13 protein-coding genes and 2 pseudogenes are annotated in these 13,239 nt (G+C 62.1%); 6 read left to right on the forward strand and 9 right to left on the reverse strand.

Translation table 11 applies throughout. The features are described 5' to 3' along the window. Window positions 1–60: 60 nt before the first annotated feature. Genes LRP30_RS20140 through LRP30_RS20150 form a run of 3 tightly spaced genes read right to left on the reverse strand, consistent with a single transcriptional unit; the run spans window position 61 to window position 3,055 of the window. Complete coding sequence (locus LRP30_RS20140) at window positions 61–1,107, reverse strand: DNA polymerase III subunit delta' (protein ID WP_249761463.1); 1,047 nt, start codon at window positions 1,105–1,107, stop codon at window positions 61–63. Further along, entirely contained in the window at window positions 1,104–1,790 is a 687-nt protein-coding gene (gene tmk, locus LRP30_RS20145; RefSeq protein ID WP_128933889.1) for a dTMP kinase, read from the reverse strand. Before tmk ends, LRP30_RS20140 begins: the two co-directional genes overlap by 4 nt. Window positions 1,791–1,792: 2 nt before the next feature. After that, the gene (locus tag LRP30_RS20150) at window positions 1,793–3,055 is read right to left on the reverse strand and encodes a D-alanyl-D-alanine carboxypeptidase family protein (RefSeq protein ID WP_249761464.1); all 1,263 of its coding nucleotides are present in this window, start codon (window positions 3,053–3,055) and stop codon (window positions 1,793–1,795) included. A 153-nt stretch (window positions 3,056–3,208) separates the two neighbouring features. Here LRP30_RS20150 and LRP30_RS20155 point away from each other — a divergent pair, with 153 nt between their 5' ends. Next, a complete protein-coding gene (locus LRP30_RS20155) occupies window positions 3,209–4,165 on the forward strand; it encodes an alpha/beta hydrolase (RefSeq protein WP_249761465.1) in 957 nt (318 codons plus the stop codon). Here the strand turns inward: LRP30_RS20155 and LRP30_RS20160 are convergent. Further along, on the reverse strand, window positions 4,159–5,094 hold the full coding sequence (locus LRP30_RS20160; protein ID WP_128941691.1) for a septal ring lytic transglycosylase RlpA family protein: 936 nt from the start codon (window positions 5,092–5,094) through the stop codon (window positions 4,159–4,161). The two genes, LRP30_RS20155 and LRP30_RS20160, sit on opposite strands and share 7 nt — an antisense overlap. Window positions 5,095–5,900: 806 nt before the next feature. Between LRP30_RS20160 and LRP30_RS44980 the strand changes: the two genes are divergently transcribed. After that, window positions 5,901–6,029: a hypothetical protein gene (locus LRP30_RS44980; RefSeq protein ID WP_256465491.1), complete on the forward strand. Its 129-nt coding sequence runs from the start codon at window positions 5,901–5,903 to the stop codon at window positions 6,027–6,029. A 33-nt stretch (window positions 6,030–6,062) separates the two neighbouring features. Here the strand turns inward: LRP30_RS44980 and LRP30_RS20165 are convergent, their stop codons facing one another. After that, window positions 6,063–6,296 (reverse strand): hypothetical protein, encoded by a 234-nt coding sequence (locus LRP30_RS20165; RefSeq protein ID WP_249761792.1) that lies wholly within the window; start codon window positions 6,294–6,296, stop codon window positions 6,063–6,065. A 211-nt stretch (window positions 6,297–6,507) separates the two neighbouring features. On the opposite strand from LRP30_RS20165, the pseudogene LRP30_RS20170 reads away from it, so the two are divergent. After that, a pseudogene (locus tag LRP30_RS20170) lies at window positions 6,508–6,618 on the forward strand (TIGR00645 family protein); the annotation flags it as partial. 38 nt (window positions 6,619–6,656) lie between these two features. On the opposite strand, the gene LRP30_RS20175 reads toward LRP30_RS20170, so the two are convergent. The 4 genes from LRP30_RS20175 to LRP30_RS20190 all read right to left on the reverse strand — a co-directional run bounded on the left by LRP30_RS20175 (window position 6,657) and on the right by LRP30_RS20190 (window position 9,799). Then, window positions 6,657–6,974, reverse strand: coding sequence for a DUF1476 domain-containing protein (locus tag LRP30_RS20175; protein ID WP_249761466.1), 318 nt, complete (start codon window positions 6,972–6,974; stop codon window positions 6,657–6,659). Window positions 6,975–7,222: 248 nt separating this feature from the next. Next, the gene (locus LRP30_RS20180; protein WP_128937410.1) at window positions 7,223–7,414 is read right to left on the reverse strand and encodes a hypothetical protein; all 192 of its coding nucleotides are present in this window, start codon (window positions 7,412–7,414) and stop codon (window positions 7,223–7,225) included. A 419-nt stretch (window positions 7,415–7,833) separates the two neighbouring features. Next, the gene (locus tag LRP30_RS20185) at window positions 7,834–8,766 is read right to left on the reverse strand and encodes a hypothetical protein (RefSeq protein WP_346016224.1); all 933 of its coding nucleotides are present in this window, start codon (window positions 8,764–8,766) and stop codon (window positions 7,834–7,836) included. After that, entirely contained in the window at window positions 8,753–9,799 is a 1,047-nt protein-coding gene (locus tag LRP30_RS20190; protein ID WP_249761467.1) for an AraC family transcriptional regulator, read from the reverse strand. The genes LRP30_RS20185 and LRP30_RS20190 overlap by 14 nt, the downstream gene beginning before the upstream one ends. Window positions 9,800–10,145: 346 nt before the next feature. On the opposite strand from LRP30_RS20190, the gene LRP30_RS20195 reads away from it, so the two are divergent. The 3 genes and pseudogenes from LRP30_RS20195 (at window position 10,146) to LRP30_RS20205 (ending at window position 12,765) form a co-directional block, all read left to right on the forward strand. Then, window positions 10,146–10,385 carry an AraC family transcriptional regulator gene (locus LRP30_RS20195; protein WP_249761794.1) on the forward strand — a complete coding sequence of 80 codons (240 nt, stop codon included), beginning with the start codon at window positions 10,146–10,148 and terminating at the stop codon, window positions 10,383–10,385. A gap of 136 nt (window positions 10,386–10,521) precedes the next feature. After that, window positions 10,522–11,188 (forward strand): annotated as a pseudogene (locus LRP30_RS20200) (hypothetical protein). Between the two features lie 146 nt (window positions 11,189–11,334). Beyond that, a complete protein-coding gene (locus LRP30_RS20205; protein WP_249761468.1) occupies window positions 11,335–12,765 on the forward strand; it encodes a DUF1254 domain-containing protein in 1,431 nt (476 codons plus the stop codon). The last annotated feature ends 474 nt before the right edge of the window (window positions 12,766–13,239 follow it).

The raw sequence follows: 13,239 nt of genomic DNA on the forward strand, positions 1-13,239 counted from the left end.
ACCTGCGTCAGGTTGCATGATCTTTTCGGAAAACCGCTCCGCACTTTTCCGGATCATGCTCTAGCGCGTTGCGTCCGCCAGCCAGCCGAACACCGAGAAAACCAAGGGCTTGCGCTCCAGATTGTAGGTTTCGGTGTCGCGCGCGGCGCGGACGATCTTTTCCCATACCTCAGCTAGCCGCGCAAGGCGCGGCAGGTTCTGGTTGGCATTGGCTTCATCCGCATGCAGGCGCTCGGCGATCCAGCGGTCGATGCCGTCGATGAAGGCGGCAAGCGCGACGCGGTCGCTGGTGCCAAGCGAATCGCCGAGCGTGTGCAATTCGCGCGGATCGACCTGCGGCAAACGCGCGAGCATTGCTGCCGTGCGCTGCTGGAGCTTGAGCGCATCACCGCCGAGCAGCGTCAGCGCCCGCGCGACACTGCCCTCGGAGGCCTCCGCCGCTTCGCGCAGGGCGGGATCGTTCGGGTCGAGGTCGGCCGCCGCAGCCGCAGCACCGATCACGTCGTCCGTGACGAGCGGACGCAGGCGCAGCTTGCGGCAGCGCGACTGGATCGTGGCGAGCACGCGTGCGGGTGCGTGGCTCACCAGCAGGAACAGCGATTGCTGCGGCGGCTCTTCGAGGATTTTCAGCAGTGCGTTGGCCGCATTTGGATTGAGCTCGTCGACGGTATCGACGATGCAGACGCGCCAACCTTCGGCGGCGGCCGTCGAGCCGAAGAAGCCGATCGTCTCGCGCGTCTCGTCGACGGTGATCACGGTGCGCATCACGCCGCGGTCGTTCGCGGTGCGCTCGAGCGTCAACAGGCCGCCATGCGAACTCGCCGCAACCTGCCGCGCCACGGCGTCCTCGGGATCGATCGCAAGGTCTTGGGCGTGCTGCACGGACGGCGCCAGCGGCTGGCCATGGGCGAGCACGAAGCGCGCCATGCGGTAGGCCAGCGTTGCCTTGCCGATCCCTTGCGGCCCGCCGATCAGCCAGGCATGCGGGATGCGCCCGCTGCGATAGGCAGTCAGCAGCGCCGTCTCGGCGTCGCGATGCCCGAACAGCCTCGACGTCTCGCGCGGATGAGCAATGGCGGTTTCGCGCTCGGTCTGACGCGGGCTCATGCGGAAATCACCGAAGAGGGCGTGGGAAGGAGACGTTCGCGCAGCGCCGTCCAGACACGCCCGGCAACCGTATCGGGATCGGAATTGGCGTCGATCAGCGCGCAACGCGCGGGATCTTCCGCGGCGATCTTGAGATAGGCGTCGCGCAGGTCCTGGTGGAACTTGAGATCCTCGCCCTCGAACCTGTCGGGCGTGGCGCTGCCGCGGCGCGCGGCGGCACGCTGCAGGCCGATCTCGACCGGCAGGTCGAGGATGATGGTGAGATCCGGCTTGAGATCGCCGATCGTGACCCGCTGCATCGCGTTGATCAGGCCGTCTGGCACGCGGCCGAGGCTGCCCTGATAGGCCCGCGTCGAGTCGGCGAAGCGGTCGCACAGCACCCAGATGCCTTGGCTGAGCGCGGGCTGGATAACGGTGCGGACGTGATCGTCGCGGGCAGCAGCGAACAGCAGCGTCTCGGCTTCGGGTCCAAGCAGCTTGCCCATGCCTGACAGCACCAGATGACGCATGATCTCGGCGCCCGGTGAGCCGCCTGGCTCGCGCGTGACAAGGATGCGCATCCTTGCCGCCTTGAGACGGTCGGCCAGCTTCTTGATCTGGGTCGACTTGCCGGCCCCCTCGCCACCTTCAAAGGTGATGAAGCGTCCGCGTCCAGACGGCCACCGTACCGGGCTTTTACTCATGGTCAGAGCTTCTCGGCGCCCGCGCGGAACATGCCGATCACGAGCTCGCTGGCGCCGTCGATCGCGCGGCGCATGGTCGAGCCGGTGCCAATCGCTTCGGCAGCATAGACCGGCGTCTCCACCGCGATGGCGCCGCTGCGCCAGACCTTGACCACGCCGACCCTCTGGCCGGCTTCGACCGGCGCGCGCACCGGGCCGCTATAGACGATGCGGGCGATCAGCTTGTCGCTGCCGTTCTTGTGCACCATCACCTTCACGGGCGTCTTGGCCATGAGCTTGACCGAGCGGCTCTCGCCGCCGAACACCTTGGCGTAGCCGACGGGTTGCTCGGCCGCGATCAGCACGCGGGTCTCGAAATTGCGGAAGCCCCATTCTAGCATCTTCTTGGCTTCCGTGGCGCGGTCTTCGGGATCGTCGAGCCCGTTGACCACGACGATCAGGCGCGTGCCGTTTTGCACGGCCGAGCCCACCATGCCGTAGCCGCCTTCCTTGGTGTAGCCGGTTTTGAGACCGTCAGCGCCTTCCATCGAATTGAGCAGCGGATTGCGGTTGGGCTGGCGGATCTTGTTCCAGGTAAACTCCTTCTCGCCGAACAGTTTGTAGAACTCGGGGAAGTCCAGGATGATGTGGCGGGCGAGGATGCCGAGCTCGCGCACCGTCATCTTGTTGCCGGGATCGGGCAAGCCGTTGGAGTTGGCGAAGGTCGATCTGGTGAGGCCGAGCTCGCGCGCGCGCTTGGTCATGAAGTCGGCCGCGAAAATCCGCTCGTTGCCCGCCATGGCTTCGGCGAGCGCGATGCAGGCATCGTTGCCGCTCTGGATGATCGCCCCATGCAGGAGATCGTCGACCGAGACCTTGCTGTTGATGGCGGCGAACATGGTCGAGCCGCCCGAGGGCGCGCCGCCCCTGCGCCAGGCATTCTCGCTGATCCGGTACTCGTCGGTCAGCTTGATGTCGCCCTTCTTGATGGCGTTGAAGACGACCTCCGCGGTCATCAGCTTCATCATGCTGGAGGGCGCGCGCAGCTCGTCGGCGTTCTTCTCGAACAGCACGCTGCCCGAGGAGGCCTCGATCAGGATCGCGGTCGGGGCGTCGCCGTCGAACCCCGTGTCTTCCGCCTTCTTGGCGCCCTGCACGCTCTGGTTGGCGGCGTAGAGCGCCCCGCCCCAGCCGATGGCCGCGGCCAGAACCGCCGCGATCAGCCCGCGCGCCAGCGCACCGGCGGTGAACCGGGAGCGACGAAGCAAAGAAGGACGAAATGCCATGGCCAAGCCCTGAGAGCGGCGTTCTAGCAGTTGGAACAGATGCGAACAACACGGAGCTGGACGCTTGTCCTGAGATTGCACGATTCTCCTCGCGCCCCTATCGTGGCATCTTATATTTCCCGACCAAACCCCTGAAACAAGGCGGAAAAGCGAATGTCCTCAACCCGGATGATCAAGGCCAACGGGGTCGAGCTCTTCATCCGCGAGGCCGGCCAGGGGCCGCTAGTGGTGCTGTGCCATGGCTGGCCGGAACTGTCCTATTCCTGGCGCCACCAGATCCCGGCGTTGGCAGAGGCCGGTTTTCACGTCGTCGCCCCCGACATGCGCGGCTATGGCCAGAGCGCGGCGCCGGCTGATGTTGTCGCCTACTCCATCTTCGACACGGTCGGCGATGTCGTCGGCCTCGTACAGGCGCTGGGCGAGAGCAAGGCGATGGTGGTCGGCCACGACTGGGGTGCACCGGTCGCCTGGCACGCGGCGCTGTTCCGCCCAGATATCTTCACGGCGGTCGCCGGCCTGAGCGTGCCGCCGCCGTTCCGAGGCCGCGGCAAGCCGCTCGACCTGCTGCGCCAGGGCGGCATCACCAATTTCTACTGGCAGTATTTCCAGACGCCCGGCGTCGCCGAAGCCGAGCTCGAGCGCGACGTCGCCCGCACCATGCGCATCGTGCTTGGCGGCCGCGGCCTCGCCGATCCCTCGGCAGCCATGTTCGTGCAGGAGGGCAAGGGCTTTCTCGGCCATGCGGGCGCCGAGGGGCCGCTGCCCGGCTGGCTGAACGAGGCTGATCTCGCCTATTTCACCGAGTGCTTCCGCAAGTCCGGTTTCCGCGGCGGGTTGAATTGGTACCGCAACATCGACCGCAATTGGGAGCTGACGGCCCCCTGGCAGGATGCGCAGATCCATCAGCCCTCGCTGTTCATCGCCGGCTCCAAAGACGCCGTCATCACCGGCCTGATCGGGGTCAAGCGCGTCAACGAGCTCGAGCGCGTGCTGCCCAATCTGAAGCGTAAGCTGATCCTGGAAGGCGCCGGCCATTGGGTACAGCAGGAGCGGCCCGAGGAGGTGAACGCGGAGCTGGTGACGTTCTTGAAGGAAAGCGCGTCTCAGTAGAGACCGCGACCGCTCAGGATGCTGCGGGCCTCGGCCGCGCCGTCCGAGGTGTAGGCGGCAGACGGAGCGCTCTCGGTCGCGTAGCGGCCGTCCTCGTCATAGGACACGGCCCGCGCGTTGTGTAGCGCCCGGCCCCGGCTGCGGCTCGAGGCCGACATTTCCGAGGTCGCATTGAGCGAAGCCATATCCGCCGAGCTGTTGCCGAGGTTGTAGGGCCGCCCCTCCGGCATCGGAACCTCGCCGCGAATGGCACCGCGGCTCGGTGCGGGCAATTCCGGCACGAAAGGCTTGGCCGAAGCGACCCGGACCATCGAGGGCGTCGGCGCCGGAATGCCGGTGCGCAAGGTCGCCATCAGCTGGCGGTCGTCGGAGCCTTCGAGCGGCGCCCGGCCGACATATTCGACCCGGACCTTGGCGACGCCATTGCCTTTGAATTCAAGGAGTTCGGCGGCCTTGTTCGAGACGTCGATGAGCCGGTTGCCGTGATAGGGCCCGCGGTCATTGACGCGGACGATCAGCGACTTGCCGTTCGAGATATTGGTCACCCGCGCGTAGGACGGCATCGGCAGGGTCGGATGCGCCGCGGTCAGCGAGGCCATGTCGAACACTTCGCCATTGGCGGTCAGGCGGCCGTGGAAATCATCGCCATACCAGGACGCCATGCCCTCGGCGCGGTAGTTGACATCCTCCTCCGGCACATAGGTCCGGCCCGCCACGACATAGGGCTTGCCGACGCGGTAGGTGCCGCCCCCCTTCGGGACCGGGTCGCCCCAGGCCACGACCCGGGGGCTCGAGGACACCCCGTATTTCGGATCGACGCGGCTGGCGAACTTGTTCGAGGAGGCGCAATTGGCGAGCGCAAGGCAGGTCGCGACCGCCGCAACACCGCGCGCGGCCCGCAAAACCGAATCTGACCGTCGGATCCCCATTCGCCCCAAATACCATTTCGCCGGGCGCGTACCCATCCCGCTTTAGCCGCGGGGAGCGCCGTCCGGTCCTTGTAATCCGAGGCGGCCCACCACCGCATCGGAAGCGGTAACGATAACGCAACCCGAACACGGCGGAAATGGGGAGCCCATGACGATCACGCCGGGATGGTAAACGGGACGTTCGCTCGCCTCCGTTGATCTACGGAGCGCGGGCGCCCTGCTCTGTGCCAAGGCTGGACATTCTGTTGCGCCAAATCCTCACTCCACCCCCATTGTCACGCCGCTCACCGAAATTCTTTTGACTGTGCAAGGCCGCACGCGTTCTCTCGAATGCAAGGGCGGGATGTGGAATTTAACGATGATCGAGACGGTTTCGGCACTGATGGGTCTGGTAAGCGCGGGGATCTTCCTGGCCCATGCGTTTGAAGGTTACCGCACGAGGGCCTGAAGGCACTCGCGCGGGGCGGCAGCATCACCTCTTTCAAGGCGGCCCGTTCGGACAATTTTAATCGATCCGATCGAGCATCGAGGACGAGAGCGGCAGGTGTCCCATGCGCAACCATGACCTCGTATCCGATGGCTTCCTGGCATTGACCGCAGGCGGCTTGGTCCTGCTCTGCTCGGGCCTTGTGGCCCTGGCCTTCGGCTGATCTCGGACGAGATCTTCGCACTTTCCCGACGACGACCATGCCGTGCTGCAAACAGGTGTTTGCCCGGATTGTCCCGCTCCCGTTTAGTTGATTGAATTTCCGCCTTCGGCGCCTCGACTTATTTTCAAGAGGCCATCACCGACGACGGTGACTCACATGCTTGCCGAGAAGTTCTTCCTGGTTCTTGAATCCCTGATCCGCGGCGATCGCACCTATCCCGACGGAAGTCCCCGGGTCATCAGCACCTCCCCGCACGTGCCGGTGAAGCTGCCGAGCCGGAAATAACCGGCTCGCCGTCGAGCCCCGGTCACGCGCCGCTCAGCGCAGACCCAACAGCGAGCGGCGATAGCGGCCGTCGCGGGCCTCGCTCAGACAGACGAAGCTGCCGTCAAAGCCCTGGCGATATCGCTTCTGACCCCTGGTGTAGTAGACGCCCTTCCTGAAATCGAGCCAGACCACCTGATCGTGCGGACAATGGCGCTGCGCCTGAGCCTCGTAGCGGAACGGGGTCAGCGGCATTGCGGAGACTTCTGTGCCGCCGGAGCCGGCCATGATCGCGGCAACGAGCGCGATCCCGCCCGCCCATTTCCTGCTGCGAAACACGCCCCGCCTCCCGATCTTGATCCCGATCCTGGCCGCCCGCGCGACGGCCGACCGGCACCGTAGCACGAAATGGCGCGATCCCTGGATAGCGAGTAGCGCGCCCCGTCTTCCGCCGGCCATCTTGCCGGGCTACATGGCAGCGAGATCATCTCGATGCGAGAACCGGGCCACCTACACCGAGAACGGCGTGATGTGGCAGGTGCTGATCCACATCACTTTCATTGTCTCGGCGCTCGGCATCGCCTATGTCGACAAGCTCGGTGATTCCGGCGCGCAAGCACGCCGAATGAGACGCAACGACCGAACTTGCTATTTGTCGGCTTCGAGCTGCTGCATGACCTGGCGGAGGTACTCCAGAAGCTTCTGCGCCACCTGCTCGCGCGCAACGCCCTTGGCGGCGAGATCGCCTGACACCTTGCTCACGATGTCGTCGATCGTCTGCCTCTCCAGATTGTCCGTGACCAGCGCAGTTGCGTAGCTTGCCGCCTGGTCGGCGCTGAGGCCGAGCAGGCTTGCGGCCCAGAGCCCGAGCAGCCTGTTGGACCGGGCCGTCGCCTTGAACATCAGCTCCTCGTCGTGGACGAACTTTGCTTCAAAGCCCTGCTCGCGCTTGTCGAACGTGGTCATGGTCAGCTCCATTCTCGCTTTCGCTGAAGGGGTCGGATTGGCTGGGAGCGAACGTCTCCGTCATTCACGTCAATTGAGGATCATTCGAAGCTTCCTCCCGAAACGCAAACGCCGTCAAGCCCGCCGATGGGCGCGCGACCGGGCGCGCGCAAGCTGGTCTTGAGCGCGACGGGCACGCCAACCGGCATGAGCCGCCGGCGTCAGTCGAAAGATCGATCTAGGAGATTGTCAGCGCCGACCGCGCTTGGTCAGCCCTTCGCCGCGGCCGCCTCGCGCGCGAGGCGTTCGGCTTTCAGCCGCTCCTTGTTGGCGTAAAACGCCTTCTGCGCCTCTTCATGATCGCGCATGGCCTTTTCGGCCTCGATCCGGCGCGCCGCATCGCGCGCCTGGCGCTGCTCGGGGGTCAGGGGTTTGCGTCGGAAGGAAAGCTCTTCACTCATGGCGACACAACGTGGCGACGAGGAAAAAGTTCCGCATGGTCGAGCTGAAGTGTAGGCGCTGACCACTAAGATTTGCGAAAACAACCCCATGCACAGTAGCTAAGTCTTGTTGGCACAACGACTTTTGCATTCGCGCAAAAGCCGGTTGACCCGTCCGGCAAAACAGTGGCATTCTGCCATCTTCGGAAAATCGAAATATGAGCTGATGAGGCTGCTAGACGTTGCACGCGCCGGAACCTCAGGACGTTATTGCTTCACGGCGCCAGGACGAGAGACGAGCGAGCGAAGATCGTCTCGTCGGAGGAAAATACCATGGTGGGTGGTCGCGATGCGGCCGAAACTGAAAGTTGGCGTCAAGCTGTAGACGCGCTGCGCGTTGATCCAGCAAAAAGCCCGGGATATCTGGGATCAAGGCGCGCCTAATTGCGAACCGCATACAACGGCGTTCTAACCGTCAGCTGATACGCGGGCTTAGGTACCCACATGATTTCGGCCGTGACACCAAACAAGCGATTGTCGTTATCGTCCATGCGATCGAGATCGAGCCGCACAATCGCTTGTGTGTAGGGCTGAATCGACGCAAGGCTAACAAGCTGCGCACCTTGGAAGGATTGCACGCCCACTGGCCCGGTGAACTTCCAATTGTTCGGCCATTGATAGTAGCCGCCGATATAGGCGATCGTGTTTGGGTTGATCTTCACCAGCTTGTCGGCAACGTCAGTGCGCGTGTATTGGAATCCAGCGAGCAACCCTCTGGTCTCGTCGGGATCGAGGGCGTAATCGAATTCGAGAATGTTGTTGAAGGACGTCGTGGTCAGCGAGCCGTTGGGGATCGACTGTGTGAAGGTCGATTGCAGCGTCACGGTAGGAAAGAGCCCGCCGTTCTGCTGATAAACATCCGCCTGGATACCGATGTTCCAGCTCGTGATTTGAAAGGACGACCACCCGGCGCCTCCGAACTCCGTCGAATTGCCGGAGACGCCGGTATATAACGAGACGCTGTCGGTGACGTCGACCGTTAGGGGAAAATCCACGTTGAGAGATTTCGCCGCTGGCAGGCTGGTCGGAAATACCGCATCAAACGTTCGCAACGCAGTGAACAGCGTTGGATGGCCAAAGCCGAATGCAAGCGACCCTGCTGGAACCTGCGCATAGATCGTTCTTAGGTCGAGATAGATCGCTGGCACCGGTGCTTTGATAGCGACGTCGTCATCGTTTGCGCTAAGAGCCGTCCCAGTCGGGAACATCAATGTCGCGGACAGTCCGGCTCTCAAAATCGATCTGAAGCCCGAAAACTCTGCGCCTCTACGGAGAGAGGCGCGCAAGCGCGACTCTTCTCTAGAGACGATCATCGTTCGATCGCGTGGAGTTGTGATCGATCTCAGCTTGTCCGCTTCTTGCTCTCTCGCGAAACTCGCGTGGAGTGCAGCCGGAGATTCGACGGAAAGCACGGGCAAAATGGGCAGGATCGGCGTAGCCCGACGAAAATGCCACGTCGATGATCTTGGTTTCGGTACTGCTCAGGAGCTTGACGGCATTGTTGAAGCGGACCTGCTCTAGCAGGCCGGAGTATGTGAGCCCCGCCAAGGCAAGCTTCCTCTGGAGGCTCCTGACGCTCAAGGCAGCCATTTCGGCCGCCTGGGCTATCGTCGGGCCGCCCTCGTCAAGGTAGGACGGCAGAGCCAACCTGAGAACGCTGACGATGTCATTGCCGAACGGCTGCCTCTCGGTTTCCGGTAACTTCGATCGGGCGGCATCCCCATTCGGAAGGCTCAAAAACTGCAACGGCACCTCGATCCATGACGCCTTCTGTCCCGACATGAAGCGCGTGTGCGGCCAAAGCGATTGAACCTCAATGCTCGGTTTATAATTTGCTTCAAACGCGATCACTTTGGGCATCCAGTTCGCGCCAGCGAACTGGCGGACGATGTGCAGGACGAATACGTTCTGAAGCCATTGGGATATCTCAAGATCGGAGATCCCTTGCGTTCCAGCGATCCTGCTGCTAATTTTCACGCTTGCGTCGCATGGCTCCAGCCATAGCTGAAGACTTGTATCTTCAACCGGCGCCCATTTGCACATCTGCTCGAGAGCGGCCAACAAGGTCGGTGAATGACGGATTCGAACGCGCATCGCGTCGCTCAGATGATCGAATGAAAGCCTCTGGGCTGCTCGAAAGGCGATCTCCGACAATCCCTGCTTTTGCTGCGCAGCCGTCGCGAAGCGAACGGCTGGCAGCAGCGGCACGTAGTGGTCTGCCTTTTCCTGCAGCGACGTCGGCAACTTAAACTTGGCGAGAAGGGTCGCAGTGGGCCCGCCGATCTCTGAATGAATCTCGGCAAATGGAATGAGAAATTGACAACGGGTCAATGGAATTGCGGTCATTGCTGCCTGCCCAACAAGCTTGCCGTGATCGCAGCCTAGCGGGGCAACGACCTCCCCGCCCCTGTCCTTTAGGACAGGCCTGCTCACGCTCCCGACCAAATTCATTTGAATGAGAAACTTTGGCGGCTGATGGCCAGATTCGTCGTCGGCACGCCTTTAGAATTAATGCAGCGCTTTCTCTTGCAGGAGCATGGGCTTCGCGGCGATGAGAGCTGTTCGGTTACCTCCTTTCCAAGCGGTCCGCGCCGCCATTGACGCGTCACTGCGACACGGTGACGCAACCCTCGATAGTACCGCTCGCTCTCTCAAAATCAGCTCGCGCACGTTGCAGCGTCACCTTGGGCGTATGGGCACAAGTCACAGCGAGATACTTGCAGAGGTTCGCCTGAACATCGCTTGCCACTTGCTCGTCGACTCACGCAAGCCCCTGTCGGATATCGCTAAATTTCTCGGGTATCGCAACGCGAGCAGCTTCAGCCGCACCTTTGTACGTTTGATGAAAATCCAACCTGTCATTTACAGGCAGCAGCAACTCGTACGTAAGGGAAAGAGTGGGATGCCAGCGCAGAAAATCTGGCGTGATTGATCGCTGAACTATTCACGATGTTTGGCGCGAAATGGCAAGACGCGCGATCTGGATTGGCGCGAAATGCGTAGCGAAGCTGCTTCCTGAATTGAAGCTCATCGAAGAAGAACAACCAGCCTGCAAGGAGGGCACTAACATGACGCTTCGCTTAGCTTTGATCGCGGCTTGCGCCGCCGGGCTGTTGGCCTTTCCCCAAAAGCTTTTTGCTCAATCCGCACCCGAGAACAAGCCGCACGTTCCGCTCGAGAAATCCATAGGTCAGGCGAAGCCGGAAGTCGTCCCGTCTCTCTTTGTTCTGAACTCGCGCGGTGCGAGCCTGAAGGACGGCAAGCTCGTGCTGATGGGAATTTCGCCGAATGCAATCGTATTTGCCGATCGACCTGTTCGGGCGGCCGGGCACGATCTTACGTCACGAAGTCGAGGATTGGGGCAACGGCAGCGACAACTTCGCGAAAGATCCGCCGAACGCTACCGTGTCCGGGTTCAGGAAAGATGGGTCGTCGGTGGCCGATGCCGTCGTGGTGCTCAAATCGCCAAAACTGGAGGCCGACAAGCTGACGTTCGATGTCGACGTGCTCGAAGGCGATCTTGCGGGCGCCGACGGACCGGCTTCGGTCTTCATCGACATCATCGGCCGGCCGTTCACACCGCTGTCGTTTGCCGGTGTCGCGCGCCGGACGGCTTGGCGCGGCGCGTTCTACCGTGGCGCCGCCTATGCGGGAGCGGCCGCCGCGGTTGGAGCTGCGGCCTATCCCTACTACGCACCCCGATGCGGGTACTATCCCTATCCGCCTTGCTATTGAGCCAACGGAGATTGACGGCATCGAAGCCGGTTCAGCAATGCACAGTCCTTCGGGGCGACCTTCGTCACGCGATATTGCCGTCGTCTTTCCGTCAACTCTGAAAGTTGCTGCCCGTGAGTTGTGAATTATTTTGAAAGGGAAACACCATGGATATCACTCGTCGATCCCTCGCATTTGGCGGAATGGGGCTGCTGGCAGGAGCGGCCTCTGCACGATCGGCACTCGCCCAGGACTCGTTTCTTGGCGTCGGGGAAGGCTTGGAGGATTTCTGGCTCGCGAGCGACGCCTACATTTTCGGCTATCCCCTGGTGACGATGGAGATGACGCGCCGGATCATCACCAACGTTGCCGAACCGGTGGGAACGCGGGGGCCGATGGGCCACATTATCAAGCTGCGCCAATATCCTGACGCATCCTTCCGGGACGTCACCGCGCCGAACGCCGATACCCTGTATACGACGTCCTTCTTCGATGTCGGGAAAGAACCCTGGGTCCTCAGTATCCCCGACATGAAGGGGCGCTACTTCCTGATGCCGATGCTGGACGGCTGGACGACGGTGTTCCAGGTCCCGGGCAAGCGCACCACCGGCACCGGTGCGCAGACCTATGCGATCACTGGGCCAGGATGGAAAGGCACGCTGCCGGCCGGCGTGAAGGAGTACAAATCGCCCACGAGCATCGTGTGGCTGCTCGGCCGCATCTATTGCACCGGCACACCGGAAGATTACGCCGCCGTGCACAAGCTGCAGGATGAGTGCAAGCTCGTTCCGCTCAGCGCCTATGGTAAACCGTACACGCCACCGCCCGGAAAGGTCGATCCGTCGATCGACATGAAGACGGCGGTGCGCGAGCAAGTCAATCGCATGGACGCGGTCTCGTACTTTAAGCTGCTGTGCGAGTTGATGAAGACCAACCCGCCGAGCGCTGCGGACGCACCCCAGCTTGCAAAATTTGCCCGCATCGGCATCGTCCCCGGACAGGATTTCGACGAGAAGAAGCTGAATGCGGATTTTCTGCGGCGCGTCCCTGAGGTGTCGTTCGACAGGATCATGCTTCAGTTCAAGGTCAACAAGGCGATCACGGACGAGAACGGCTTCGCGTTCACGACGAAAACCGGTATCTATGGCACCGATTATCTGGTGCGGGCGCTGGTGACCGCGATTGGACTTGGCGCCAACCGTCCGCAGGATGCGGTCTACCCGACCTCGCAAAAGGATGCGGACGGTCGCAAATACAATGGCGCCAACAAGTACGTCATGCGGTTTCCCAAGGGCCACCTGCCTCCTGCGGAAGGGTTTTGGTCGCTGACCATGTACGACAGCGGCTACTTCTTCGTGAAGAATCCGATCAACCGCTACTCAATCAGCGCTCGCGAAGATCTGAAGAAAAACGCTGACGGCTCGACCGATCTTTATATCCAGAAGGACTCCCCGGGCAAGGACAAGGAATCAAATTGGCTGCCGGCGCCCGAGGGGGATTTCATACTCATGCTGCGCATGTATTGGCCGAGGGAAACGAATCCTTCCATCATCAACGGCACATGGAAGGTTCCTGCCGCTAGGAAAGTCGGGGCTTGAGAATATGAACCCATGCCGGCGGTCTGTTTGTCAGAGCGAATAGACCGCCGTTGGCACGTTCTCGCCGAACGGATTCCAGACGATCAAGCCCGGTGCCGCAGTCAAGCTGGTGTTCGACAACGATCCTGGCCGTATTCACCATCATTTCAGTGCCTACGCAGTCAGCTAAGGCTCGGGATGCCCGGGACCACCACGATATTTGCAGAGAACGCCGGCGTCATCGGCCTGATCATGTCGAGGGGTCAGCGCATACATGGCATATCTATGACAACCACATGTGGAGCAGCCGCGCAGCGTGGTGCCGGAGCAACACGGCTGGAAGAGCATGCAGCTCGATGTCCGATCAGGGGGCTGCGACAAATATCACAACCGGATGGAGGCGAGCGCATGAAGGGCCCTGTGTGCGAAGCGAGGCTGGGTCGTCGGCCCATCGATCTGGCTGTCGGCGCAGCTCTGGCGGTTTCCGGACTCCTC

Source organism: Bradyrhizobium sp. C-145, from assembly GCF_023375135.1.
In the GTDB taxonomy this organism is placed as follows: Bacteria; Pseudomonadota; Alphaproteobacteria; order Rhizobiales; family Xanthobacteraceae; genus Bradyrhizobium; species Bradyrhizobium zhanjiangense.